Origin of the sequence: Marinobacter salicampi, from assembly GCF_011074795.1 — a bacterium.
GTDB lineage: Bacteria > Pseudomonadota > Gammaproteobacteria > Pseudomonadales > Oleiphilaceae > Marinobacter > Marinobacter salicampi.
Genome location: NZ_JAAMPF010000036.1, coordinates 49774 through 74929, shown reverse-complemented (window position 1 = coordinate 74929; position 25156 = coordinate 49774). Strand labels below are relative to the sequence as shown.

General features: G+C 60.1%; 21 protein-coding genes. 8 read left to right on the top strand and 13 right to left on the bottom strand.

Annotation, left to right across the window (positions count from 1 at the left end; all coding sequences use genetic code 11):
- Positions 1-3 precede the first annotated feature (3 nt).
- Complete coding sequence (locus tag G7W63_RS18245; protein ID WP_166262383.1) at positions 4-738, top strand: 3'-5' exonuclease; 735 nt, start codon at positions 4-6, stop codon at positions 736-738.
- A gap of 41 nt (positions 739-779) precedes the next feature.
- Here the strand turns inward: G7W63_RS18245 and G7W63_RS18240 are convergent, their stop codons facing one another.
- The 7 genes from G7W63_RS18240 to G7W63_RS18210 form a co-directional block, all read right to left on the bottom strand.
- A complete protein-coding gene (locus G7W63_RS18240; RefSeq protein ID WP_166261806.1) occupies positions 780-1211 on the bottom strand; it encodes a hotdog fold thioesterase in 432 nt (143 codons plus the stop codon).
- Between the two features lie 36 nt (positions 1212-1247).
- On the bottom strand, positions 1248-2660 hold the full coding sequence (locus tag G7W63_RS18235) for an aldehyde dehydrogenase family protein (RefSeq protein WP_166261803.1): 1413 nt from the start codon (positions 2658-2660) through the stop codon (positions 1248-1250).
- 16 nt (positions 2661-2676) lie between these two features.
- On the bottom strand, positions 2677-3783 hold the full coding sequence (locus tag G7W63_RS18230) for a zinc-binding dehydrogenase (RefSeq protein WP_166261800.1): 1107 nt from the start codon (positions 3781-3783) through the stop codon (positions 2677-2679).
- A gap of 124 nt (positions 3784-3907) precedes the next feature.
- Positions 3908-5710 (bottom strand): acyl-CoA dehydrogenase, encoded by a 1803-nt coding sequence (locus G7W63_RS18225; protein ID WP_166261797.1) that lies wholly within the window; start codon positions 5708-5710, stop codon positions 3908-3910.
- Between the two features lie 55 nt (positions 5711-5765).
- Complete coding sequence (locus G7W63_RS18220) at positions 5766-6950, bottom strand: acetyl-CoA C-acyltransferase (protein ID WP_166261794.1); 1185 nt, start codon at positions 6948-6950, stop codon at positions 5766-5768.
- A 114-nt stretch (positions 6951-7064) separates the two neighbouring features.
- The gene (locus tag G7W63_RS18215) at positions 7065-9167 is read right to left on the bottom strand and encodes a 3-hydroxyacyl-CoA dehydrogenase NAD-binding domain-containing protein (protein WP_166261791.1); all 2103 of its coding nucleotides are present in this window, start codon (positions 9165-9167) and stop codon (positions 7065-7067) included.
- Positions 9168-9363: 196 nt separating this feature from the next.
- Positions 9364-10188 (bottom strand): IclR family transcriptional regulator, encoded by an 825-nt coding sequence (locus tag G7W63_RS18210; protein WP_166261788.1) that lies wholly within the window; start codon positions 10186-10188, stop codon positions 9364-9366.
- Positions 10189-10491: 303 nt separating this feature from the next.
- Here G7W63_RS18210 and G7W63_RS18205 point away from each other — a divergent pair, with 303 nt between their 5' ends.
- Positions 10492-11421, top strand: coding sequence for a 2-hydroxyacid dehydrogenase (locus G7W63_RS18205; RefSeq protein WP_166261786.1), 930 nt, complete (start codon positions 10492-10494; stop codon positions 11419-11421).
- A 30-nt stretch (positions 11422-11451) separates the two neighbouring features.
- Here the strand turns inward: G7W63_RS18205 and G7W63_RS18200 are convergent, their stop codons facing one another.
- A complete protein-coding gene (locus G7W63_RS18200) occupies positions 11452-12804 on the bottom strand; it encodes a hypothetical protein (protein ID WP_166261784.1) in 1353 nt (450 codons plus the stop codon).
- Positions 12805-12997: 193 nt separating this feature from the next.
- Between G7W63_RS18200 and G7W63_RS18195 the strand changes: the two genes are divergently transcribed.
- From G7W63_RS18195 to G7W63_RS18170, 6 genes are all read left to right on the top strand, one after another.
- The gene (locus G7W63_RS18195; RefSeq protein ID WP_166261782.1) at positions 12998-14203 is read left to right on the top strand and encodes a 3-oxoadipyl-CoA thiolase; all 1206 of its coding nucleotides are present in this window, start codon (positions 12998-13000) and stop codon (positions 14201-14203) included.
- A 66-nt stretch (positions 14204-14269) separates the two neighbouring features.
- A complete protein-coding gene (locus G7W63_RS18190; protein ID WP_166261780.1) occupies positions 14270-15442 on the top strand; it encodes an acyl-CoA dehydrogenase in 1173 nt (390 codons plus the stop codon).
- Between the two features lie 79 nt (positions 15443-15521).
- Positions 15522-16718 (top strand): acyl-CoA dehydrogenase family protein, encoded by a 1197-nt coding sequence (locus G7W63_RS18185; protein WP_166261778.1) that lies wholly within the window; start codon positions 15522-15524, stop codon positions 16716-16718.
- Between the two features lie 10 nt (positions 16719-16728).
- Positions 16729-17871, top strand: coding sequence for an acyl-CoA dehydrogenase family protein (locus tag G7W63_RS18180; RefSeq protein ID WP_166261776.1), 1143 nt, complete (start codon positions 16729-16731; stop codon positions 17869-17871).
- A 118-nt stretch (positions 17872-17989) separates the two neighbouring features.
- Positions 17990-18751: a class II aldolase/adducin family protein gene (locus G7W63_RS18175; protein WP_166261774.1), complete on the top strand. Its 762-nt coding sequence runs from the start codon at positions 17990-17992 to the stop codon at positions 18749-18751.
- Between the two features lie 57 nt (positions 18752-18808).
- Entirely contained in the window at positions 18809-19264 is a 456-nt protein-coding gene (locus G7W63_RS18170; protein ID WP_166261772.1) for a MaoC family dehydratase, read from the top strand.
- Positions 19265-19342: 78 nt separating this feature from the next.
- Here the strand turns inward: G7W63_RS18170 and G7W63_RS18165 are convergent, their stop codons facing one another.
- From G7W63_RS18165 to G7W63_RS18145, 5 genes are all read right to left on the bottom strand, one after another.
- On the bottom strand, positions 19343-21007 hold the full coding sequence (locus G7W63_RS18165) for a long-chain fatty acid--CoA ligase (RefSeq protein WP_166261769.1): 1665 nt from the start codon (positions 21005-21007) through the stop codon (positions 19343-19345).
- Positions 21008-21029: 22 nt separating this feature from the next.
- A complete protein-coding gene (surE, locus tag G7W63_RS18160) occupies positions 21030-21809 on the bottom strand; it encodes a 5'/3'-nucleotidase SurE (protein WP_166261766.1) in 780 nt (259 codons plus the stop codon).
- Positions 21806-22870 (bottom strand): phosphotransferase, encoded by a 1065-nt coding sequence (locus G7W63_RS18155; RefSeq protein WP_166261763.1) that lies wholly within the window; start codon positions 22868-22870, stop codon positions 21806-21808. Before G7W63_RS18155 ends, surE begins: the two co-directional genes overlap by 4 nt.
- 142 nt (positions 22871-23012) lie before the next feature.
- Positions 23013-23780 carry an SDR family NAD(P)-dependent oxidoreductase gene (locus G7W63_RS18150; RefSeq protein WP_166261760.1) on the bottom strand — a complete coding sequence of 256 codons (768 nt, stop codon included), beginning with the start codon at positions 23778-23780 and terminating at the stop codon, positions 23013-23015.
- Between the two features lie 163 nt (positions 23781-23943).
- Positions 23944-25146, bottom strand: coding sequence for an acyl-CoA dehydrogenase family protein (locus tag G7W63_RS18145; RefSeq protein WP_166261758.1), 1203 nt, complete (start codon positions 25144-25146; stop codon positions 23944-23946).
- Between the last annotated feature and the right edge of the window lie 10 nt (positions 25147-25156).

The following is a 25156-nucleotide window of genomic DNA, read 5'->3' as shown; positions in this document are numbered from 1 at the left end:
ATGATGGGCCGCCAGCACACCTCAGCCAATCCCGCCAACCCGAAGCTGGCACCCTGGCCTGAGCGCATGGCCCGGCTGGCTTCCGAGGCCAGAAATCCGCACCTCAAGGCGTTTTACGACGCCGGATGCGTAGCCCCCGAAACCCCCATGTCCCAGGTCCCACTGGTGGCGCTGGATTTCGAAACCACCGGACTCGACCCCAACACCCATTCCATTGTCAGCATTGGGTTGGTGCCCATGACGTTACAGAGGATACGCTGCCGGGATGCCCAGCACTGGATCATCCGGCCACCCCTGCCATTACAGCGGGAGTCGATCACCATCCATGGCATCACCCATAGCGATATTGAAGAGGCTCCGGATTTGACAGAAATACTGGCGGAGTTCCTGCCGGCCCTGGCCGGCAAAGTGGTGGTGGTACACCATCGGGGCATTGAGCGACCTTTTCTGGAAGTTGCGCTTCAGTGGCGGCTTCGGGAAGGCATCGAATTTCCGGTTATCGACACCATGGCCATTGAAGCCAAGCTCCACCCCCGCCGGTCCCCCAACTGGCTCAGCCGGGTGAGGGGCAAACGTGCACTATCCATCCGCCTACCAGACAGCCGGCTTCGCTACGGCCTTCCCCATTACCCCCCACATCATGCCCTGACCGATGCCCTGGCGTCAGCCGAGCTGCTTCAGGCCCAGATCCAGCATCATTTCTCACCCGACACACCGGTGGGTGAGCTGTGGTATTAATCGGAACGGTGATCAACGCTGCCGGTTAGCCTAACCCGGACTCATCCCGGTACGGGAATAACCGCCATGGTGATCCGGGACATGCACACCAGTTTGCCCTCTTCATTTTCAATGCGGATTTCCCAGACCTGGGTAGTGCCACCGATGTGCAGGGGCCGGGCTGTGCCGATAACCCAGCCTGACCGCACCGAGCGGATGTGGTTGGCATTGATCTCAAGGCCAACCCCCGCCTTGTCGGGCCGCCGAATACAATGGTTGGCGGCCACGCTGCCCAGAGTTTCAGCCAGTACGACCGATGCGCCGCCGTGAAGGATCCCCGCAGGCTGGACCGTGCGGTGATCGACCGGCATGCGCGCGACCAGATAGTCATCACCCACCTCCAGAAACTCGATGCCCATGGCCTCGACAGCGGTGTTCCTGGTGCGTTCGGCCATGCCTTCCAGGGAGGGGGTAACGGTCCAGATACTGCTCATAGATAACTGCCTTCCAGAGTGAAAAGAGAGCACAGGTTATAGCTGAAGCGAGCGTACTTCCAGGAACTCTTCCAGACCCCACTTGCCAAACTCCCGACCAACGCCGGAGTGGCCAAAGCCGCCGAACGGAGCCAGGGGATTGAACGCGCCGCCATTGACGAAGACCTGGCCGGTCCGCATTTTGCCGGCCACCGCCCGGGCCTTTTCCCCGTCCCCTGACCAGACCGCGCCCGACAGGCCGTAGGCGGTGCCATTGGCGATCCGGATGGCATCCGCTTCATCCTTGTAGGGAATCACGCAGAGCACCGGTCCAAAAATCTCTTCCTGGGCAATTCTGCTGTCGGGTTTGACGTTGCCAAACACCGTCGCCCTGACGAAATAGCCTTCGGTCAGGCCCTCGGGCGCCTCGGGGCCGCCGGCAACAAGGGTGGCGCCTTCCGCCGAGCCCAGGCGAATGAAGTCCAGCACCTTGTCCCGCTGCTCGGCTGAGGCCAGGGGGCCCAGGCGGGTGGTTTCCTCCAGCGGATTGCCAGGGGTCATTTTGGCCACTGCCTCGGCTGCCAGCTCACAGGCTTCGTCGTGCCGGTCTTCCGGCACCAGCAAACGGGTGAGGGCTGTGCAGGTCTGGCCGGAATTGAGCAGGCAGTTGTTGACGGTGCCTTTTACCGCAGCCTTCAGATCCGCATCGGGCAACACGATGGACGCTGATTTGCCGCCCATCTCCAGGGCGAAGCGCTTGAAATCATCAGCGGCGGCGTGAGCCACTAGGTGCCCCGTGCGGGTGGAACCGGTAAAGGAGACCATGCGTACATCCGGGTGCCTGATCAGGGCATCGCCCACAACCTGACCCAGACCGGAGACCAGGTTGAAGCAACCGGCAGGCAGATCGGTGTCGTCAAGAATTTCAGCCAGGATATAGGCGCTGGTCGGTGCAATCTCGCTGGGCTTGAGCACCACGGTGCAGCCGGCGGCCAAGGCCGGCACCACCTTCAGGATGACCTGGTGCAGCGGGTAGTTCCAGGGTGTGATGCAACCCACCACGCCCACCGGGGCGTACTGGATTTCCGAGTTACCCACCTGCTCGGTGAAGGGAAACTGAGGCAGCAGTTTCAGGTAGCTTTCAGTGATGGCCGCGGGCAGACCGGCCTGGATCTGGGTAGCGAGTTTGATGGGCATGCCTACTTCGCGGCTGATGGCTTCGGCAATCTCGCTGCTGCGCGCTTTCAGCCCGGCATGAAGCTGCTCCAGGATTTTGATGCGTTGCTCCAAGCTCGATTCGCTCCAGCTTTCAAAGGCGGTATTCGCCGCTGCCACCGCCCGCTTCATTTCCTTTTCACTTGCTGCCGGAACCTGCGCCAGCACGTCGCCTGTGGCGGCTTCATGGACAGGCAGCGTCTTGCCGGCCCACGCTTCCCATTGGCCATCGATGTAGAGTTTGCTCAGATTCATTGGATTCAGCTTCCTGTCAGTCAAATACGATGACGCCACGGGCGTTCTTGCCTGCCACCATGTCTTCGAAGGCCTGGGGCGCTTCATCGATGGTATAGGTGCGGGTGACCAGTTCGTCGAGTTTAAGCTTGCCGGCCTTGTAAAGGGCCAGTATGCGCGGGAAATCATGCTGGGGGCGGGCAGAGCCGAGCCAGCTGCCCTTCAGTGTGCGTTCGTCCGCCGGCATGGAGAGCGTACCGAACGACGTCTTATCCTTGGGATCGGCGACGCCCACCACCACCGCAGTACCGCCGCGACCCAGGCATTTGTAGGCCTGGGCAACCACAGCGCCGGCGCCCACGCATTCAAAAGCGTAATCAACACCACCAGTTAGCTTTTTTACCGCCTTGGCGACGTCCTCAACCTCGTTGATATTGACGGTATGGGTGGCACCGAATTCACGGGCCATGGCCAACTTGCTGTCACTGGTATCCACGGCGACAATCATTTCAGCACCGGCGGTCTGGCAACCCTGGATGGCATTCAGGCCGACGCCACCCACGCCGAACACGGCGGCGCGGGAGCCCGGCTCCAGCCTGGCGGTATTGAAGACGGCCCCGACGCCGGTCATGACAGCGCAGCCCACCAGGGCCGCATTCTGCAGCGGCACGCCCTGCTCTATTTTCACGGCGTTGTCGATGTGCAGGGTGGCGTATTCCGCCATCACCCCGCAGGCCCCGAACACGTTCAGATCCCGACCCTCGGCGTCGGTGGTACGAACCGTGCCGTCAGGCAGGGTGAACATGGCCTTATGGGCTTTTTCGCAGAGCACCGGGCGGCCACGGACACACTGGCGGCACTTGCCACACATGGAAATGAACGAGCTGACCACATGGTCGCCCTCACTGAATTCGGTAACGCCTTCACCCACCTCGATCACAACACCGGCGCCTTCATGGCCCAGCACCAGGGGAGGCGGGTACTGGATCTTGCCGGTGGTGGCAGAGAGATCGGAATGGCAGACGCCACAGGCAGCGACCTTGATGGTGATCTCGTTATGCTTGGGAGGCGCGATGTTAATGGTTTCCACCGTTATGGGCTGGCCCCATTCCCGACACACGACAGCCTTCGATTTACGCGTCATGGTGATATCGCTCCTTTGCCGATTATAGTTCTGATTTTAAGGGGCCGTATCCATCCGGATGCGGCAGGCATGGCTGCGGCCTCTAGGCCGTTAGGGCAGCCTGGAAACTGGCTTCGTCCATTGCCTAAAAACTGGCTTCGTCCATTGAAAGTGCCGTGCAGTCGCCACTTTCCAGCAGCCGGGCCAGGGCCACTACCCGGGGCAGTTCATAGCGGGCGAAATAGGTGCAGGCTTTGAGCTTACCATCATAGAAGGTCTGGCTCTGGGGGCCATGGCTGTTCAGGCCGGCCCGGGCCAGCAGCCCCTGTCGCAACCACAGCCAACCGACCACGGTGTGACCAAAAGCCTCAAGATACAGGGAGGCATTGGCCAGGGCACGTTCGGTCTCGCCTGCTTCCCGGAGGGCACCCGTGGCCTCGGTCGCATCGGCAAGCGCCGCCACCGCCTCACTGAGCCGGTGGGCGCTGTCAGCCAGATCCGGCACAGCTTCCGCCTCATCGATGGTGCTGTTAATAATCCCCAGCAAGGCCCGGTAGTGCCGGCCATCCTGCAGCCAGACCTTCCGGCCCAGCAGATCAAGGCCCTGAATACCGTGGGTACCCTCATGAATCGGGTTGAGGCGGTTATCGCGGTAGAACTGCTCTACCGGGTATTCTCGGGTGTAGCCATAGCCGCCATGAACCTGGATCGCCAGACTGTTGGCCTCCAGACAGAACTGGGAGGGCCAGGACTTGATGATGGGGGTGAGGAGATCCAGCAGACCCGCTGCCGCCTCGCGGGCCTCCGGTGTTTCCGCGAACTTCTTTTCGTCCACCAGCTTGGCGCCTTGCAGGCAGAGTGCCAGGCCGCCTTCCACATAGGCTTTCTGGCACAAGAGCATACGGCGGATATCCCCGTGCCTGATCAGCGGCACCTGGGGCGACGCCGGGTCCTTGTCGGACAAGGGCCTGCCCTGGCGGCGCTCGCGGGCATACTCAAGACTGTGAAGATAACCGGTATAGCCCAGCATGACGGCGCCAACACCGACCCCAATGCGGGCTTCGTTCATCATGTGGAACATGGCCGCCAGCCCCCTGTTGGGCTCTCCTACCAGATAGCCGACAGCGCCTTCCTTCTCGCCAAAATTGAGCATGGTGGAGGTGGTGCCCCGGTAGCCCATCTTATGAATCAGGCCCGCCAGGGCGACATCGTTGGGTTCACCCAGGCTGCCGTCGTCGTTGACCAGGATTTTCGGCACCAGAAAGAGGGAAATACCCTTCACCCCGGCCGGGGCGTCAGGCAGGCGCGCGAGCACCATGTGCACGATGTTGTCACTCAGCTCGTGATCGCCACCGGAGATATAGATCTTGTTGCCTTTCAGCCGATAGCTGCCGTCGGCCTGGGGTTCAGCCCGGGTGCGCAAGTCACCCAGGGAGGAGCCGGCCTGGGGTTCAGTCAGACACATGGTGCCGAAAAAGTGCCCCGCCAGCATAGGGTTGGCATAGCGTTCGATCTGCTCCTCGCTGCCATGGGCGAGGATCAGGTTGGCCGCGGCCATGGTAAGGCCGGCATAGGCATGGGTCCCGACATTGGCGCCCTTCAGCATGCCGATGCACATCTGTGCGACCGCGGAAGGCAACTGCATACCGCCACGCTCGTAATCCTGGCTCGCGGCCATAAGGCCGGTGCCCCGCAAAACATCCAGCGCCTTTTTAACTTCGGGGCGCATGGTCACCCGGCCGTTCTCGAACCGGGGTTCTTCTTCATCCACCAGCCTGGCGTGGGGCGCGAACTCCTCAACCGCTATTTTGAGAGCCAGCTCCAGCGCCGCCTGCAGGGTGTCACGGCTGTGGTCGGCGTAGCGCTCGAAGCGCAGCAGCTCGTCCACCCTGTGTAGCTCGAACAGCTGGAACTCCAGGTCACTGGTGTTGACGATTGTCTGCTGCACTGCGCGCTCCTGTTTCGGTCAGTAATAGGCCAGAGGATTCACGATAGTGAGTCGATCACACCACCTCGAACAGGCCAGCGGCACCCTGGCCACCGCCGATACACATGGTGACCACAACGTACTTGGCTCCGCGACGCTTGCCTTCGATGAGGATGTGGCCGGTCTGGCGTGAACCGGTCACCCCGAACGGATGCCCGATGGAGATGGAACCACCATTGACGTTGAGCTTTTCCATGGGAATGCCCAGCTTGTCACGGCAGTAGATAACCTGGGAGGCAAAGGCTTCGTTGAGCTCCCACAGATCAATGTCGTCCATGGTCAGGCCCGTGCGTTCCAGCAGCCGTGGTATGGCGTAGACCGGGCCGATACCCATTTCATCAGGCTCGCAGCCGGCGACCGCAAAGCCGCGGAAGATGCCCATCGGCTCGATGTTGTTTTTCTCGGCGTAGGTGCCATCCATGACCACACAGGCGGACGCACCATCGGACAGCTGGCTGGCATTGCCGGCGGTGATAAAGTGATCGGGGCCGCGCACCGGCTCCAGGCCGGCGAGGCCTTCCAGGGTGGTACCGGGCCGGTTGCACTCGTCCATGTCGAGGGTGACGCTCTTTTCGCTGACGTTGCCGGTCTCTTTGTCCTTGACCTTCATGACCGCGTCGAAGGGCACGATCTCATCCTTGAAGTGACCGGCTTCCTGGGCGGCGGCGGTGCGCTGCTGGCTGATCAGGGCATACTCATCCTGGGCTTCCCGGCTGATGCCGTAGCGATGAGCCACAACGTCAGCGGTTTCGATCATGGCCAGGTAGAGCTCGGGTTTGTTCTGTAGCAACCAGTCATTGGTGGCGTGAAATGAATTCACGTGCTCGTTCTGGACCATGGAGATGGATTCAACCCCGCCGGCAACCATGACCGGCACTTTCTCGGACACAATTCGCTGGGCGGCCAGGCTGATGGCCTGCAGGCCGGAGCTGCAGAAACGGTTGATGGTCAGGCCGGCGGTGGTGACCGGCATACCTGCGCGGATGGCGGCCAGACGGGCAACGTTCCGGCCCTGGGCGCCTTCCGGGTAGGCGGTGCCCATAATCACATCCTCAACTACCTTGGGGTCGACGCCAGCGCGCTGCACGGCTTGCTGGATAACATAGCCTGCCAGGTCAACGGCGTGGGTGTTGTTCAGGGAGCCGCGATAGGACTTGGCAAGTCCGGTACGGGCAGTGGAGACGATAACGGCGTCTGACATGTTGGCGCTCCTTTTCAGGGGTTCTAGAGGTTCTATAGATTGCTTCAGCAATACGTTGCTGTAGCTGTGCGGCAGACAGGTCGAACCTGTCTGCCGGCTCAGTCAGGTCCGGTTTCAGGTCCGGTTAAGGGAAGCGAAGCTCTTGCCTTCCTTCACCAGCCGCTCGAGCAACGCCGAAGGCTGCCACTGGTCGCCGCCAACCGTGGCCTGGAAATTACGAATGCTGGTCAGGATCTTGTCCAGCCCGACCTGGTCGGCCCAGAACATGGGGCCACCCCGATAGGAGGGAAAGCCATAGCCGTAGATCCAGACCACATCAATATCGAGGGCGCGGTTGGCAATGCCTTCTTCCAGGATCTTGGCACCTTCGTTGATCATCACGTACATGCAACGCTCGAGTATTTCGTCGTCGCTGATACTCCGGGGCGCGATGCCCTGTTCCTGGCGGAACTCCTCGATCATGGCGTCCACGGCAGGGTCCGGTACCGGCTTGCGGCTGCCTTCTTCATACTTGTAGACACCGGCCTGGGTTTTCTGCCCCAGGCGGCCTTCCTCGGCCAGTTTGTCCATCCAGTTGGGCGGAATGGATTCGCCCGCTTTACGGCGCTCCTGGCGGATCCGGTAGCCCACGTCAATACCTGCCAGGTCCGACATGGCGAACTGGCCCATGGGGAAGCCGAGGCCAGTCAGGACCTTGTCCACCTGCTGGGGTGTGGCGCCTTCATTGACCAGGGCCGTGGCTTCGGCACCCCGACGGTGAAGCATCCGGTTGCCAACAAAGCCGTAGCAGTTACCCACCATGACGCCGACCTTGCCGATCCGTTTGGCCAGGCTCATCACCGTGGCCTTGACCTCATCCGAGGTTTTGCTGCCACGCACGTTTTCCAGCAGCTTCATGACATTGGCCGGGCTGAAGAAGTGCATGCCGACCACGTCTTCAGGCCGCTTCGTAGCCGAGGCAATTTCGTCGATGTCCAGGGTAGAGGTATTGGAGGCGAGAATGGCGCCGGGCTTACACACCGCGTCCAGTTGCCCGAAGATCTGCTTCTTGACCCCCATGTCCTCGAACACGGCCTCGATAACCAGGTCCACGTCCGCAAAGTCGTCATAGGACAGGGTGGGACGGATCAGGGCCATGCGCTCTTCCACATCGTCCTGGCTGATGCGCCCCTTCTTGGCGGTGCTCTCGTAGTTACGACGGATGACAGCCAGGCCCTTGTCCAGGGCTTCCTGTTTCTGCTCCAGCAGGAACACCGCAATGCCGGCATTGGCAAAGTTCATGGCGATGCCGCCACCCATGGTGCCCGCGCCGATGATCCCGACGCTGCTTACGTCCCGGACCGGTGTTTCGCGGCTCAGGCCCGGAACCTTCGAAGCTTCCCGCTCAGCGAAAAAGGCATGCACGAGGCCGGCCCGCTGGGGCGAATCCATGCATTCGCTAAACAGCTCCCGCTCACGTTTCAAGCCTTGCTCAAAAGGCAGCTGGGTGGCCGCTTCAACAGCGTCCACACACTTGAACGGCGCGAACAGATTGGGGGATTTCTTTTTCAGGGCAGCCCGGAACTCATCGAAGATCTGGCTGCCTTTTTCGGCGGCAATACGATCATCCAGGTCCCTCACGCGGCGGGGCCCGCGCTGTTCTTTTGCCACTCGGTCAGCGAAGGCGAGACCAATGGCGCGGATATCGCCGCCCTGATCAACGGAATCGATAATGCCGGCCGCCAGAGCGTCGTCAGCTGAGACAAATTCGCCGGTGGTGATCATTTCCAGCGCTTTCTTCGAGCCGGTCAACCGGGGCAGTCGCTGGGTGCCGCCGGCGCCGGGCAGCAGGCCCAGCTTGACTTCCGGCAGGCCGACCCTGGCGCTGCTCAGGGCCACCCGATAGTCGCAGCCGAGGGCGGTTTCCAGACCACCCCCAAGGGCGGTGCCATGAATGGCGGCCACGATGGGTTTATCGCTGCTTTCGTACTGGTTGACAACAGCGGCCAGCCCCGGCTCCTGCATCGGCTTGCCAAATTCGCGGATATCGGCACCGGCGATGAAGGTGCGACCTTCGCAGACCAGCAGCAGCACCTGGGCGTCGGAATCTTTTTGGCCCTGTTCCAGCGCAGCCACCAGGCCGGAACGAACCTCGTGGCTAAGGGCGTTCACCGGCGGATAGCTCACGGTGATGACGCCAACAGAGCCTTCCCGGTTGTATGTTACGACCTCAGACATAATTTTTCCTCGCTTCCATGGAATGTAGTTTTAACAAGCGAAACATAATAACGATTTAATACAAGTTTACGGTCGGTTTCAACCATCAATTATGGTTGCACACACCAATAGGGTTACAACCACCAATTTAACTGCAGTCATAAAAAAACCCCAGAACGAATCCTGGGGTTTTTCACGGGCACTTCAGGAACATCGATCAGACGCCGAGTGACTCAATGTCACTTGCCAGCATGGCCAATTGATGGGCGATGGAGTCTCTCAACTTTTCGCCGTGCACCAGATAGGACGGCGCCGCGCTGGTCAGTGCCATAATGGTGCCGTCCTGCAGATGAATCGGCACACCGGCGGAATTGATATTACGGTCCCACTCGCCGAGGGACAGGCAGAAACCGTACTTCTTGTAGTCTTTCATGGCGCGCTGAAGACCCGCCTGTTTTTCCGGCCAGGCATCGCCGTATTTGGCCTCCATGGCGTCATCAATCACTTTCCGGCCCTTGTCGGAAATGGCGCAGTAATAAGCGCGGCCGGCAGAGGTGGTGGACATGGGCAGTTTCAGCCCGATGTCCATCCGCAGCAGGGAGGCTTCCGGTGGCAGCCGGTTTTCCACATAGATCATGTGCAACCGGTCACGGCAGGTGAGGCCGACAGACATGTTGGTCTGCCGTGCAAACTCGTCCATATAGGGCCGGGCCAGCTGACGTACCTTGAGATTGGAGACATAGGCGTAACCCAGGGCCAGAACGCCGGAACTGAGCTGGTACTTTTCCAGTTGCGGGTTATAGCTCAGATAACCGAGCTTGGTCAGGGTGTAGGTCATCCGTGAAACAGTCGGCTTGGGCAGTCCGGTCAGCCGTGAAATATCCTGGTTACCCAGGATTACCGAGCCCTGACTGAAGGCACGAAGCACGTCGAGACCGCGGGAAAGCGCCTCTACGAATTTGCGGTCTTTTTCCGGCTTTACCGGCTCACCACCACCGGCTGAGGCCGACAGGTCCGATATAGTGGTTTGTGCTCTGTTCATCGTTGGGCGTCCTCCAACTGCATTGACTGATCCGGTAAGCCCGCCGTGTTTTGACAATGCCGGGAACCTGGCCAGATAGAAGAAAAGTTGCGCTATCTTAGTAGCTGCAACCCTCAAGTACCACAGGTGTCCTGTAACGAATCAAAAGTCGTGCCAAATAAGAAACACTTGTTATTACTGTCTCACTGATAATCGGTATTTATGTTACGCGACATCGGGTTTACGTAAATATTTCGGTATATTATTCTGCAAAGCGGAACGTTATAGATAAATTATAGCCACCTTACGATCCCGGGAGAAGACATGAAAGTCCTTTTTGTTGCCGGCGACCCCAAGCCGGAGCGCTGGACCGACCCCATTCAGGCACTGCTTCCGGAGGCCGAGGTATACCCATGGGACCCGGACGGTCCGGCCGTGGATGCGGATTACGCCATCGTCTGGCAACCACCGGAAAAGCTGTTTGAGCGGGAGACCGGGCTTAAGGCTGTCTTCAACCTGGGCGCCGGCATTGATGGCCTGCTGGCGGTACCCAATCTGCCACCGCACTTGCCGGTCGTGCGCCTGGAAGACGCCGGCATGTCGGTACAAATGGCAGAATATGTCCTGCACCAGCTACTGGAGGCCAGCCGCGGCATGGAGACTTACCGGGAACAGCAGCGCCAGGGCATGTGGAAGATCCACCGGCCGATCAAGCGCAGTGAATGGCCGGTGGGCATCATGGGGCTGGGCCATATCGGCAAGCGGGTCGCCCGCACGCTGGCGAACCTGGATTACCGGGTCAATGGCTGGGCGCGCGGCGAGCATAAACTGGAGAGCGTGACCACCTACGCTGGCGCCGACGGCATGGCCGAATTCCTGGGCTCGACCCGGGTTCTGGTAAATACACTGCCGCTGACCGAGCAAACCCGCAACATTCTTGATTATCAGACCCTGAGCCAGTTGATGCCTGGCGCGATGGTCGTCAACGTGGGACGTGGCGAGCATCTGGTGGACGAGGATCTGCTCAGGGCCATAGACGAGGGCCAGGTGGCGCGGGCTTCCCTAGATGTGTTCCGCCAGGAGCCCCTACCGGCGGACCACCCGTTCTGGCAGCGTCCTGAGATTACCCTCACACCGCACATTTCCGCACGCACCCTGAGGGGTGCCACCCTTGAACAGATCACCGGGAAGATCCGCGCCCATTACAACGGTCAGCCCATTACCGGCATGGTGGATACCGGTCGGGGCTACTGAGCATCAGAAAATCACTACCGGCCGTCAGGGTCAGCCCGTGGCCGGTACGACCCCGAACAGAACCCAGAGCATCAGAAGCAACAACGGGATGGACAGCAGTACAAACAGCCCGTTCCAACTGAAAGCCACAACCCAGCGCGACACCTGACCAAACCGTGACAGCAGTGTCACCGCAGGGCCGAAGGGCGACAGCATCATCGCAAGCGAAAAGCCGATTACCAGGGCAACGGCAACCGGCAGGGGATTCACGCCCTCTGCCACCAGTTGCGGCATCAACCCGGCCTGGACGCTCAACACGGTAATGGGAATGATGCCAATGGCCGACAGCATGGGCATCATCAGCAAGCCACCGGCCGCCAGCAGGAACACCCCCCACTGACCCGACGCCAGGCCTGCCAGGACGTCCACCGGCACCACCGCCACCAGGGCAACGCCGAGCGCGGCGGAACCGGCGAAAATGGCCATTTCATTACTCATGCCCAGCAGATTGTCGACTGCCTCCTCCGCAACCGCCGGCAATGAACGATCATTCCAGAGCATATAAAGGAAGGTCACCACCGGTACTGTGAGCATGGCCGCCACCGAAACCCGCAGGCCAGTAAGCTGGACCAACAGTGCCATCCCGAGGAATATGATTGTCACAAGCAGCGCCAGGCGTGCGGTGCCAGTGGGCCACTGGTCCAATGGCTGGCGCTCGGCGCTGACCAGACGAAAGCGCTTGTGCTCGAGAAACCAGCCCACCAGCAGCAGTATCAGCGCGCTGCCAATGCCGTAGGGCAGTAACCCCGACCAGCTCAGACTCGGCACTTCCCTTGTAATGATCGCCACCGCCACACTGGTTGGCGCAACCATAGGGACCAGCGCAAATCCCCGCAGGGTACTGATCAGCACACTGCGCAACCAGCGCAGACGCGAGGTGCCCGTGATACCCCGCTCCCGCAGGGTGTCCGCCAGGGTACCGCAGAGCAGGTTCATCACCCCAAAACTCAGCACCGAGGCAATTCCGCAACTGACCACCGCATACTTCGGGTATAGCAGGACCGGATGGCCCCCCAGCAGGACGTCATGAATACGCCGCAGCACCTCCAGCCGTCGCACCAGGCACTGCATCATGCCCAGGCTGCCCAGAAAGGCCGCGTAGAAGGCGGCGTTGGACGCCGCCCGGATCATATCATCAAGATTCATTTCACCGGCCAGCGACAGAGCGCCAACCACCAGAACGGAAACCACCAGCAAGTATCGGGAATAGACCTGCAGCGACCCGAGTGACGTCAGAAAGCAGAAGAGGAACAGCACCCCGGCAAGCACACTGAGCCAGGAACTGGCCAGACATAGCGCCACAAGCTCCAGCAACACGGCAACGGGAACCAGAAATCGGCCCATAAAAGATTCACGTCCTCGACGGTGGTATCGGTTGCATTTCACACAACCCCGGATTAGTCTTTATAACTCGATATACAAAACTTAATTCCGCTATACGAAACTATATCAACATTAATGACATGACAAGCTTGGATCCTTTCTTCTCTATAGCAGTAGGACCACAATAGACTTGTCTGACGAAACGGGAGATGCCATGAGCGCATTTATCTATGACGGGCTAAGGACCCCCTTCGGTCGACATGCCGGAGCCCTGGCCAAAGTGCGTCCCGATGACCTGTTGGCCACCGTCATAAAGGCCCTGGTGGAGCGTAATGCCTTCGCCCCGGAGCTCTACGAAGACGTCATTGCCGGCTGCACCAACCAAGCCGGCGAAGATGCCCGTAACCTGGCCCGTCATGCCGGTCTTCTGGCCGGCCTGCCCGTTGAAGCCGGCGGTCTGACCATCAACCGTCTCTGTGGCTCCGGCCTTGCGGCCGTTATTGACGCAGCCCGGGCGATCCGTTGTGGCGAAGGTGAGCTGTTCGTGGCCGGTGGTGCGGAAAGTATGAGCCGGGCCCCGTTTGTAATGGCCAAGAGCGAAAGTCCTTTCAGCCGGGACTTCCGCGCCTTCGACAGCACCATCGGCGCACGCTTTCCCAACCCGCGTATCGAAGCGGAATTCGGCTCGGACACCATGCCCGAAACAGCCGACAACATTGCCCGGGAGCTTGGCCTGAGCCGCGAGCTGGTGGACCGGTTTGCTGCCCAGAGCCAGGCACGTTATGACATCGCCCTTAAAGAAGGCTTCTATAAAGACGAGATCCTTGCTGTCGAGGTACCCCAGGGCCGAAAAAAACCGCCGGTGAGCGTGAGCGCCGATGAGCATCCGCGCCCCCAATCCACCGTAGAGGCCTTGGCCGGACTGCGCCCGCTGTTCGACGGTGGCGTGGTTACACCAGGCAATGCATCCGGAATAAACGATGGCGCTGCGGCCCTGCTTATTGGCTCCCTTGACGCCGGCGAGCGCGCGGGCATCCGTCCCCGCGCCCGCATCGTATCCGCAGCCATTGCCGGTGTACCGCCACAGGTGATGGGTTACGGACCGGTGCCAGCCAGCGAAAAAGCCCTGGCCCGCGCCGGTCTCAGCATCAACGATATGGATGTGATCGAGATCAACGAGGCGTTTGCCGCACAGGTTCTCGGCTGTACCACCAGGCTGGGCATAGACCCGACGGATTCCCGGCTCAATCCCAACGGCGGTGCGATCGCTGTCGGCCATCCCCTGGGGGCTTCCGGTGCACGCATCGCATTAACGGCCACCCGCCAGCTTGAGCGCAGCGGCGGCCGTTACGCATTAATCAGCATGTGCATTGGCGTAGGCCAGGGCATTGCTGCTGTTATTGAACGGGTTACCGATTAAAAGAGCATCCGATTGAACGGGTTCCGATTGAAAAAGTAACCGACTAATTATCTGAGGAGACACACTATGGCTTCCGCACCCTGGGATGACCTGCTGCACTTTGACAAGCAACTGGATGAAACCGAACGTCAGGTTCGCGACAGCATCCGATCTTTCTGCGACCAGCGCCTGATGCCCGGCATTGTCCAGGCCAACCGTCACGAGAAGTTCGACCGGTCCATCTTCACCGACATGGGTGATCTGGGCATGCTCGGCGCCACTCTGCCGGAAGAATACGGCGGCCCCGGCCTCAACCACGTCTGCTACGGGCTGATCGCCCGGGAAGTGGAACGGGTTGACTCAGCCTACCGTTCTGCCCTTTCGGTGCAGTCCTCACTGGTTATGCATCCGATCCATTCGTTTGGTCAGGAAGCGCTGAAAAAGCGGGTGCTGCCCAAGCTGGCTTCCGGCGAACTGGTGGGTTGCTTCGGCCTGACCGAGCCCAACCATGGCTCCGACCCGAGCGGCATGGAAACACGTGCCAAGAAAGTCGACGGTGGCTATCTGGTGAGTGGTTCCAAGACCTGGATCACCAACTCGCCGATTGCCGATGTGTTTGTGGTCTGGGGCAAACTCGACGGCAAGGTTACCGGTTTTGTGCTGGAGCGCGGCGCCAAGGGCCTGGATGCACCCAAGATCGAGGGCAAGTTCTCACTGCGTGCCTCTGAGACCGGCTCCATTTTCATGGACGAGGTTTTCTGCCCGGACGAAAACAAGCTCGACGTGGAAGGTCTGAAAGGCCCGTTCAGCTGTCTCAACAAGGCCCGTTACGGCATCAGCTGGGGCTCCCTGGGTGCCGCCGAGTTCTGCTGGCACGCGGCCCGCAACTACACCCTGGAGCGCAAGCAGTTCGGCAAGCCCCTGGCCGCCAACCAGCTGATCCAGAAGAAGCTGGTGGACATGCAGACCGAGATCACCCTGGGCCTTCAGGGCGCCTTACAGCTGGGTCGGCTGATGGACGCGGGCGAAGCCTCGCCGGACGCCATTTCCCTGATGAAGCGCAACAACTGCGGCAAATCTCTGGACATTGCCCGGGTCGCCCGTGACATGCACGGTGGTAACGGCATCGCCGACGAATACCACGTGATCCGCCACGTCATGAACCTGGAAGCAGTGAATACGTACGAAGGCACCCACGATGTCCACGCCCTGATTCTGGGTCGCGGGCAGACCGGCATTGCCGCCTTTGTCCCTGGCTGATCATGTTAACGCGCAGCCGGCCCAGGCCGGCGTCGCACAGTTATAGACGTCAAACGAGACAGACCGGGAGGTTTTATCCATGGACATGAACTACACCGCCGACGAACTGGCGTTTCGGGACGAAGTCCGGGCCTTTCTTGATGAGAATCTGCCCGAAGACATCGCCGCCAAGGTCAAGGGTTTCAAGAAGCTGACCAAAGAAGACCATCAGCGCTGGCAGAAGATTCTCTCCGGCCAGGGCTGGTATGCCACCCACTGGCCGGAAGAATACGGCGGTGTGAAGTGGTCGCCCGTGCAGAAGCACATCTGGGACGACGAATCCTGCCGTTATGGTGTGCCCCGCACTGTCCCGTTCGGGGTGAATATGGTGGCTCCGGTGATCATCAAGTTCGGCAACGAAGACCAGAAACAAAAGTACCTGCCCCGCATTCTCAGTGGCGAGGACTGGTGGGCCCAGGGTTATTCGGAACCCGGAGCCGGCTCTGACCTGGCCTCTGTGAAGACCCGCGCAGTGCGTGAGGGCGACCACTACATCGTCAATGGCCAGAAGACATGGACCACCCTGGGCCAGCACGCCAACATGATCTTCTGCCTGGTCCGCACCAACACCGAAGTCAAGAAACAGGAAGGCATCTCGTTCCTGCTGATCGATATGGAAACACCGGGCATCGCCGTACGCCCGATCATCACCCTCGATGGCGAACACGAAGTCAACGAAGTGTTTTTCGAGAACGTGAAGGTGCCGGTGGAAAACCTGGTGGGCGAAGAGGACAAGGGCTGGACCTACGCCAAGTATCTGCTCACATACGAGCGCACAGGTCTGGCCGGCATCGGGCTGTCCAAGGCGGCACTCGAGCACCTGAAAGACCTGGCTTCACGGCGCATGAAAAACGGCCGACCCCTGCTTGAGGACCCCTCCTTCAGCCAGCGTATTGCCAAGGTGGAAATCGATCTTCTGGCCGCCGGCATAAGCAACCTGCGCATCATCGCAGCAGTGGAAGGCGGCGGTATGCCCGGCGCCGAGAGCTCCATGCTGAAGGTCAAGGGCACCGAAATCCGTCAGTCCATTAACGACCTGGCCCGTCGCGCACTGGGCGCTTACGCCATGCCGTTTGTGGAGGAGGAAATGAGCCTGGATTACGACGGCGAGTTCCTCTCCGACGAGAACGCGGCACCGGTCACGCCCCAGTACTTCAACAACCGCAAGCTCTCGATTTTCGGCGGATCCAACGAGATCCAGAAGAATATCGTGTCGAAAATGATACTCGGGCTTTAAGGAGGCGACCATGGATTTCCAACTCAACGAAGAGCAACAGATGTTGCAAGACACCGTGGCGCGCATGGTTCGCGGTGAGTACAGTTTCGAGAAACGCCTCGACTTCAGCGAGACTGAGCTTGGCTACAGCGCGGACTTCTGGAAACAGCTGGGTGAACTGGGTATTACCGCGGTGCCTTTCCCCGAGGAACTGGGTGGATTTGGCGGCACCGGTGTGGAAGTTCAGTCGGTGATGACCGAGTTGGGCCGGGGCCTGTGCCTGGAACCCTACGTGCAGTCGGTTATTCTGGGCGGCGGCCTGATCAGTCAGGCGGGCAATGACGACCAGAAAGACCACTGGCTGCCTGGCATTGCCGGCGGCGAACTACAGGTTGCTGTCGCCCTACAGGAACCCCAGAGCCATTACGACCTGCACAGGGTAGAAACCCGTGCCGAGCGATCTGGCGACGGCTACACGCTCAATGGACGCAAGGCCGTGGTCATCGGCGGCCATAGTGCAGGCTTGCTGGTTGTCTCTGCCCGTACCAGCGGCGACAGTGATTCCGCGGAAGGCCTCAGCCTGTTTGCCATCGACCCAAAGGTCGACGGTGTCGAGCGTCGCAGCTACCCCACTAACGACGGCGCGAAAGGCTGTGATGTTTTCCTGGACAACGTCAGACTGAGCGCGGACGCGCTGCTTGGCGATGAAGGCAAGGCCGGGCCCGTGATCGAGTACCAGGCTGGTCGTGCCATTGCCGCTCTATGTGCCGAGGCTGTCGGCTGCATGGAGGAAGCCAACAAGCTGACGCTGGACTACCTCAAGCAGCGCAAGCAGTTTGGCGTGCCCATTGGTAGCTTCCAGGTGTTGCAGCACCGAATGGTGGATATGATGTCAGAGCTTGAACAGGCCCGATCCATGGCCATTCTCGCCGCCAGCGTGGCTGACAACGAACAGAGCACCGAGCGCCGGCGCGTGCTGGCTGCCGCCAAGAACGTCATTGGCCGCGCCGGACAGTTCATTTCCGAAAGCGGCATCCAGATGCATGGCGGCATTGGCATGACCTGGGAATACAGCTTTGCCCACTACGCCAAGCGACTGATTCTGATCAACCACCAGCTGGGTGATGATGATCATCACCTCGAGGCTTTTGCCAGCCTGTTGCAGGCAGGTTAAGGGGCTGCGCACTTGTAGCCCAGGATCTCCTGATCCAGCAGGGGGTCTTTTTGGGGTGGCATCAGCTGCCCCTTTTTTGTGCAGTGCAATACAATACATGTTCACGGGGAGCATCATCATGACAGCAACAAGCGATCAGTCAGAAGACCGGGACCTCAGGAAAGCCGAGTGGCAGGTGCGTACCGAGCTCGCCGCAGCCTATCGCCTGGTGGCCCTGTTCGGCTGGGACGATCTGGTGTTCACTCACCTGTCGGCAAGGGTACCGGGGCCGGATCACCATTTCCTGATCAACCCCTACGGCCTGCTGTTCCACGAGATTACCGCATCATCCCTGGTGAAGGTGGACAAAGAGGGACAGGTAGTGGAGTCCGGCGGCCTCAGCCGCGTAAACCCGGCCGGTTTCACCATCCACAGTGCCGTACACATGGGCCGGGAAGACGCCGGCGCGGTGATGCACCTGCACGCGCCGGATGGGGTCGCGGTATCCGCCCACCGTGATGGCCTGTTGCCTCTGAGCCAGACGGCCATGCTCTGCCTGAATCACCTGAGCTACCACGACTATGAAGGCGTCGCCCTTGATCTTGATGAGCGGGAGCGGCTGATTGCCGATCTCGGTGACAAATCCATGATGATTCTGCGTAACCACGGCGTGCTGACCGCAGGCAGGGATGTGCCTGAGACCTTCACCTATCTCTACTTCCTGATGAAGGCCTGTGAGATTCAGGTCAAGGCCCAGAGCTGCGGCCCAACCCATCTGCCCTCAGAGCAGGCCATCAGGACGACAGCGGACCAGTCCCAGTCTCTCGGCCGGGCATCTGCCCTGACCTGGCCGGCACTGGTTCGGCTGCTGGACAGCAAGAATCCCGGCTACGCGGTCTAGCGCCTGAGCTATACGCCAGTTGGTAACCCTATTAAAACCAAGGAACAGGACACAATCATGCTGACGGTTGATCTGAAAGACTTGCATAAACACACCGGCTCGGTGATCGGCCACAGTCCCTGGAAAACCGTCAGCCAGGAGATGATCCAGGCCTTCGCCGACGCCACCGGGGATCATCAGTGGATCCATGTGGATGTGGAACGGGCAGAACGGGAGTCGCCCTGGAAGAGTCCGGTGGCTCATGGCTTCCTGACCGTGTCACTGATTCCCCTGCTGAACCAGCAGGTGATCAATGTTCAGGGCAAAAGCGCCAGTATCAATTACGGCATCAACAAGCTGCGTTTACCCTCGGCTGTCAAATCAGGGTCGAGGATACGGAGCAAAATGGAACTGATGGATGTGACCCCCCTGGACGGGCAGCGCTTTCTGGCTACCTACAAAACCACCTTAGAGATTGAGGGCGAAAGCAGGCCTGGCTGTGTGGCAGAGAATCTGGTGATGTACGTGGCGTGACGAGCTTTGCAGAGGAATAAAAAAGGGGCCTGGGGCCCCTTTTTTATTCACCGGCCAATCGCCCGCGGGCGAGCTCGGTCAGCCCTGTGACTTCCACTCCTCTTCCTGCAAAGCCCGCCACATCAGCTTGCCTGTGGGTGATTTTTGTAACTCGTCCACAAATTCAATGATTTCAGGCACCTTGTACGCCGCCATCTGCTCCTTGCACCAGCTGGCAATATCCGCCTCGGTTGTGGCGTCCGCCCCGGGCACCAGCACGATGCAGGCCTTCACAGTCTCCCCTCGCTTGGGATGGGGCGAGGAAATGACGCAGACTTCGTGGATGGCGGGGTGATGGTACATCAGCGCTTCCACTTCCGAGGGCCACACCTTGAAGCCGGATGCGTTAATCATCCGTTTGACCCGGTCCACCATGAAGAAATAGCCCTCTTCATCGTAGTAGGCGAGATCGCCGGTCCGGAAGAAGCGCTTGCCGTCGATTTCCACAAAGGCCGCTTCGGTGTCTGCCGGACGGTTCCAGTAGCCCTGGGTAACCTGGGGACCGTGGGAGACAATTTCACCCACTTCGCCCGGCCCTTTCTCTTCCAGGGTCTCCAGATCAATAATCCGGCTGTCCACATCAAATACCGGTATGCCCAGGCACTGGGGCTTGGGACGGTTGGGGGGGTTGATATGGGTAGCCGCCATGGTTTCTGACAGGCCATAGCCTTCGATGTAGTCCAGCCCGGTCATGTTCTTGAGCTTGGCCGCCACCGATTCGGGCATCGCAGCTCCACCGCCGCCAATGGTGTTGAGACTGCTCAGATCGTACTGGCCGATGTCCGGGTTCGACAGGAAGTCCACCGCCATGGTGACGATGTTGGTCCAGCCGGTAACCTGGTAGCGCTCAATAAGCCGGGCCGCGGTGGTGCGATCCCAGCGGGTCATGATCACGAAGCAAGAACCGCTGTAGATGGGGCTGTTCATGGACCCGGTCATGCCGGTGACGTGGAAGAACGGCAGGGTGGCCAACTGCACGGTGTTGGCGGTGCTGAGATTCCAGAACGCCCGGTGCACGGCAGTTGCCATCACGCTGTGGTGGGTGTGCATGCAACCCTTCGGCGCGCCGGTGGTTCCGGAACTGTAGGGAATCACGGCCAGATCATCCGGGCCCGCTGTGCGGGCGGTGGGCTGCCGGTTCTCTGCCAGTGCCTGTTCCCATGGGATCACCCCGGGGACGTTTTGGGACCAGGCCGGGGCAGCCACTTCCTTTGGCAGATCCAGATCCGTATCCGCCTTAATGTAGGTGGAGTAGGAGGCCACCACGACCTGTTCCAGATCGGTGGTATCCAGCAGCGGGGCGATATAGCCGGTCAGCTCCTGCCCGGCCAGACACAGGCGGGCACGGGTATCGGCCACATAATGCTCCAGCTCCGCCGCCCGGTTCATCGGGTTTATGGGGATTACCACCGCATCGGCTCGAAGAATGGCGTAATAGGAAACCACATACTGGGGAGAATTCTGCATGTACAGCAGTACCCGATCGCCTTTTTTGACGCCCTCGGACTGCAGGTAGCCGGCCATCGCCTCCACTTCCTGCAACAGTTTGCTGTAGGTGATCGGGGCATCATAGAAAATGATGGCGGTGCGGTCCGGGTAACGTAGCGCCGAAATCTCAAGGTTTGTCACCAGGCTGGTCCGTGGCAGCGCCATGCTCTTGGGTAACTCTTTCGGCCAAACGGCGTAGTGGCGAGTAAATGTCATTGTTGTGATCCCCTTATCCTGTTCAGTGAGCCGCTGTGCCGGCCAGATCAAAAAAGTCCAGGCCGCCGGGCAGCGTTTCCTGGTGGCGCAGTGGTGTGATGGCAATTGCCTTGTCCCGGAGCACGCTGACGTCCTCACCCGGCGCCACTATGTGCCGGGAACTACGATCAAAGCCCAGCCACCAGTACGGCAGACTGCGGGCATCCTGACCCGCCAGCAGACGGGCACGCTGGATGGACCCGTTTGACTGGGTGCACCAGCGCGCCTGGTTGATGTTCGCGGTTTCACAAGCCGGAAAATTCACATTCCAGGCGAGGCGCTGACCTGGCTGCCATAATTGGCGCACTACGGCTTCCCCGAAAACGGACACCGGCGACCAGTCTATGCCTTCACGGCTCAGAAAGGCCTGGCTCAGGGCGATGGCGGGTATGCCCATGTGCTGGGCACTGAGCACCGCACCCACGGTGCCGGAATACTGCACCGAGTCGCTGATGTTGGCGCCGCAGTTCACCCCCGACAGCACCAGATCCGGCGGGGTTTCGCCGAACCACTGGGCCAGGGAGTACAGCACGCAGTCGGCCGGAGTGCCGGAGACCGCGAAGCGCCTGTCCCCCTGCTCATACACCCGCAGCGGGTCATGAATGGAAATACTCTGGCCAGCGCCACTGCGATCGTGTTCCGGCGCCACTACCCAGACCTCTTCCGCCAGATTGCGGGCGATCTGCTCAAGCACCTTAAGTCCCGGCGCATTGATGCCGTCGTCATTGGTGATGAGGATACGCTGGACAATAGGCTCCTTCATCGGGAGGCTCCCTCACTGGCAATGCGCCAGCCGGCATCAGCCAGCAGACTGGCCCGCTTGCCGACCTGCAGGGCATCGGCGTTGGCAGCGTTGCCCTGTAGCGCCCGTGCGTATACCCCCTGGACGATGGCCGCCAGGCGGAACAGGGAAAACGCCAGGAAAACATGCCAGTCGGCAATGCCCTCACGGCCGCTTTGCTTACAGTAACGAGCAATAGTCTCCTGCTCGTCAGGTATCCCCAGCGCTTCCAGATCCTCTCCCTGCAGCCCACGCATGCCTCCCATATCGGAGGGCAGATGGTAAGGCAGGCAGTAGTAGGCCAGATCCGCCAGGGGATGACCGAGAGTGGACAGTTCCCAGTCGAGAATGGCGATCACTTCGGGCTTGTCCGGGGCCAGCATCAGGTTGCCGAAACGGTAGTCGCCGTGTGCAATGGCGCATTCCTCTGTGGACGGTAGGTTCTTTGGCAGCCAGTCCATCAGATTTTCCATGGCCGGCATTTCGTCGGTTTTCGATGCCAGGTACTGCTTGCTCCACCGGGCCACCTGTCGAGCCACGTAACCTTCGGGCCGGCCATAATCCCCAAGGCCCACAAGGTTGACATCCACTGAGTGCAATGCAGCCAGGGTATCGATAGCCGAATGATGAGCTGGCATCCGTTGGGAACGATCCAGTGCCCGTAATGCGGGGTGACTGACGATGCGGCCTTCCAGATAGTCCATGACGTAGAACGGCGTACCGATGATGCTGCTGTCTTCACACAGAGCCCGGGTTTTCGGCACGGGCACATCGGTATGTTCGGACAGGGCACGCATGACCTTGTATTCCCGCTCGACCATGTGGGCAGAGGGCAGAGTTTTTCCCGGTGGTTTCTTGCGCAGCACATACTGGCCGCTGTCGGTGTCCAGCAGGAACGTGGGATTGGACTGGCCGCCCTGGAATTGCCTGACCTCCAGGCGCTTGCCGAAGCCTGGTATGGATTCCTGCAGCCAAGCCAAGAGCTTGGCTTCATCGAACTTGTGGGCGTCCAGTACGTCGACCAGTTCTGGGGTGATACTCATTTTTTATGTTGCCTTCATATTTGGGGGTGATGGCCGGCGGGAGTGATAGTTTTCTGTCGGGAAAAGAACTCGCTGCGCTCAGACACCTTTTCCCGACAGAAAAATAACCCACCCACCTGCTTCGGCCCACCGAGGCGGGTTCTCAACTGATTGTCTCGCCGCCATCGGCCACGATGACCTGGCCGGTGATGTACGCGCTTGCCTTTGTGGAAAGAAAGACTGCGAGGCCGGCAATGTCCACCGGCTCACCGATACGTCTGAGCGGAGTCTTGTCTTCCGCACGTTTAATGCGCACCGGGTCTTCCCACAGAGCTTTGGCAAAGTCGGTTCTGATAAGGCCGGGCGCAATACTGTTGATCCGTATGCCTTTCGGGCCCCACTCCACTGCAAGGTTCCGGGCCAGCGCCGCTTCCGCAGCCTTGGATACGCCATAGGTGCCGATGGTGGTGTTGCCACGGATACCCGCGATGCTGGACAGAAGAACAACGGCACCTTCGCCTTTTTCGGCCATCTGCGGCAGCACCATGTTGGTGAGCCAGAAGGTGCCCTTGACGTTGGTGTCCATGATCTTGTCCCAGGCCTCATCGTTCATTTCGGCGGTGGTGCCGTACACCGGGTTGGTGGCGGCGTTGCACACCAGCACGTCGATGGTGCCCCAGGCTTCGTTGGTTTTATCCACGAGGTTCTGCAGTTCGTCCTTCTTGCCCACGTGGCAGGGAATGGCAATGGCTTCGTAGCCCTGAGCTTTCAGCTCACCGGCGACCTGCTCACAGGCGTCGGCCTTGCGGCTGGAGATCACCACTTTAGCGCCCAGCCGAGCCATTTCCTCGGCGATGGAGCGGCCGATGCCCTTGGTGGAGCCGGTGATCAGAGCGACCTTTCCGGTCATATCAAACAGTGGATTAGTCATTATTCAATCCTCATGCACTGAAGCGTGGGAGTGGCCGGGGTGGTGTCCTTTCGGGACTGTGCAAAACAGGGATGTTTTGCTCAAGCCTACATGGACGTATTCACGGTGTGTCTCGGAAGGACACCACCCCGACCGCTCTACCCCTGACTCAGAGGCTATCGGTTTAGCGGTACTGACGAAGCTCGATCTTGGCCACGGAATCCAGGTGCACCTCATCCGGGCCGTCCGCCAGCCGCAGGGTCCGCACCTTGGCCCAGGCACTCGCCAGAAAGGTGTCCTGGGACACACCGGCACCACCATGGACCTGAATGGCACGGTCCAGAACTTTCAATGCCATGCTCGGGGCGATCACCTTGATCATGGCGATTTCCTGACGGGCCACCTTGTTGCCGACGGTGTCCATCATATGCGCCGCCTTCAGGGTCATCAGCCGCGCCTGTTCGATCTCGATGCGGCTGCGGGCGATGTCCTTGCGGATGGAATCAAAGCTGGACAGCGGCTTACCGAAAGCTTCACGCTCATTGGCGCGTTTACACATCAGTTCCAGGGCGCGCTCGGCGACACCTATGGTGCGCATGCAGTGATGGATACGGCCCGGTCCCAGGCGGCCCTGGGCGATTTCGAAACCGCGGCCCTCGCCCAGCAGAAGGTTCTCCACCGGCACCCGCACATTCTCATAGTGGATCTCGGCGTGGCCGTGGGGGGCATGGTCGTAACCGAAGACCGTCAGTGAGCGAATCATCTTCACCCCCGGGGTATCCAGCGGCACCAGGATCATCGACTGCTGCTGGTGCTTCTCGGCCTCGGGGTTGGTCTTGCCCATGACGATGGCGATCTTCGAGGTGGTGGTCATGGCGCCCGAGGACCACCATTTTTTGCCATTGATCACGTATTCGTCGCCGTCACGGCGGATTTCACAGGCAATATTGGTGGCGTCCGAGGAGGCCACATCCGGCTCGGTCATGGAAAAGCAGGAGCGGATCTCGCCCTCAAGCAGGGGCTTCAGCCACCTGTCCTGCTGCTCTTTGTTGCCGTAGCGCGCGATGGTTTCCATATTGCCGGTATCGGGCGCCGAGCAGTTGAAAACCTCGGGCGCCATTTCGGATCGGCCCATGACTTCACATAGGTGAGCGTATTCGTAGTTGGTCAGGCCGGCACCGTATTCGCTCTCCGGCAGGAACAGGTTCCAGAGTCCGGCCGCCTTGGCCTTGGCCTTCAGCTCCTCGATGATCGGTACGGGCGCCCAGCGGTTTTCGGCCTGCTCGACCTGCTCATGGTGCTTGTGCTCGTTGGGATAGATGTGAGCATCCATGAATTCGTGAAGCTGCGTCTGCAGTTTTTTCGCTTTGTCAGACAGCTCGAACATGTCCGTTACC

Excerpts from the sequence above, each read along its gene's own strand:
- G7W63_RS18175 (WP_166261774.1), top strand. The coding sequence starts at position 17,990 with ATGACAGCAACAAGCGATCAGTCAGAAGACCGGGACCTCAGGAAAGCC.
- G7W63_RS18155 (WP_166261763.1), bottom strand. The coding sequence starts at position 22,870 with ATGAGTATCACCCCAGAACTGGTCGACGTACTGGACGCCCACAAGTTC.
- G7W63_RS18240 (WP_166261806.1), bottom strand. The coding sequence starts at position 1,211 with ATGAGCAGTATCTGGACCGTTACCCCCTCCCTGGAAGGCATGGCCGAA.
- G7W63_RS18145 (WP_166261758.1), bottom strand. The coding sequence starts at position 25,146 with ATGTTCGAGCTGTCTGACAAAGCGAAAAAACTGCAGACGCAGCTTCAC.
- G7W63_RS18235 (WP_166261803.1), bottom strand. The coding sequence starts at position 2,660 with ATGAATCTGAGCAAACTCTACATCGATGGCCAATGGGAAGCGTGGGCC.
- G7W63_RS18180 (WP_166261776.1), top strand. The coding sequence starts at position 16,729 with ATGGATTTCCAACTCAACGAAGAGCAACAGATGTTGCAAGACACCGTG.
- G7W63_RS18195 (WP_166261782.1), top strand. The coding sequence starts at position 12,998 with ATGAGCGCATTTATCTATGACGGGCTAAGGACCCCCTTCGGTCGACAT.
- G7W63_RS18185 (WP_166261778.1), top strand. The coding sequence starts at position 15,522 with ATGGACATGAACTACACCGCCGACGAACTGGCGTTTCGGGACGAAGTC.
- G7W63_RS18150 (WP_166261760.1), bottom strand. The coding sequence starts at position 23,780 with ATGACTAATCCACTGTTTGATATGACCGGAAAGGTCGCTCTGATCACC.
- G7W63_RS18190 (WP_166261780.1), top strand. The coding sequence starts at position 14,270 with ATGGCTTCCGCACCCTGGGATGACCTGCTGCACTTTGACAAGCAACTG.
- G7W63_RS18220 (WP_166261794.1), bottom strand. The coding sequence starts at position 6,950 with ATGTCAGACGCCGTTATCGTCTCCACTGCCCGTACCGGACTTGCCAAG.
- surE (WP_166261766.1), bottom strand. The coding sequence starts at position 21,809 with ATGAAGGAGCCTATTGTCCAGCGTATCCTCATCACCAATGACGACGGC.
- G7W63_RS18205 (WP_166261786.1), top strand. The coding sequence starts at position 10,492 with ATGAAAGTCCTTTTTGTTGCCGGCGACCCCAAGCCGGAGCGCTGGACC.
- G7W63_RS18200 (WP_166261784.1), bottom strand. The coding sequence starts at position 12,804 with ATGGGCCGATTTCTGGTTCCCGTTGCCGTGTTGCTGGAGCTTGTGGCG.
- G7W63_RS18215 (WP_166261791.1), bottom strand. The coding sequence starts at position 9,167 with ATGTCTGAGGTCGTAACATACAACCGGGAAGGCTCTGTTGGCGTCATC.
- G7W63_RS18165 (WP_166261769.1), bottom strand. The coding sequence starts at position 21,007 with ATGACATTTACTCGCCACTACGCCGTTTGGCCGAAAGAGTTACCCAAG.
- G7W63_RS18245 (WP_166262383.1), top strand. The coding sequence starts at position 4 with ATGGGCCGCCAGCACACCTCAGCCAATCCCGCCAACCCGAAGCTGGCA.
- G7W63_RS18170 (WP_166261772.1), top strand. The coding sequence starts at position 18,809 with ATGCTGACGGTTGATCTGAAAGACTTGCATAAACACACCGGCTCGGTG.
- G7W63_RS18230 (WP_166261800.1), bottom strand. The coding sequence starts at position 3,783 with ATGACGCGTAAATCGAAGGCTGTCGTGTGTCGGGAATGGGGCCAGCCC.
- G7W63_RS18210 (WP_166261788.1), bottom strand. The coding sequence starts at position 10,188 with ATGAACAGAGCACAAACCACTATATCGGACCTGTCGGCCTCAGCCGGT.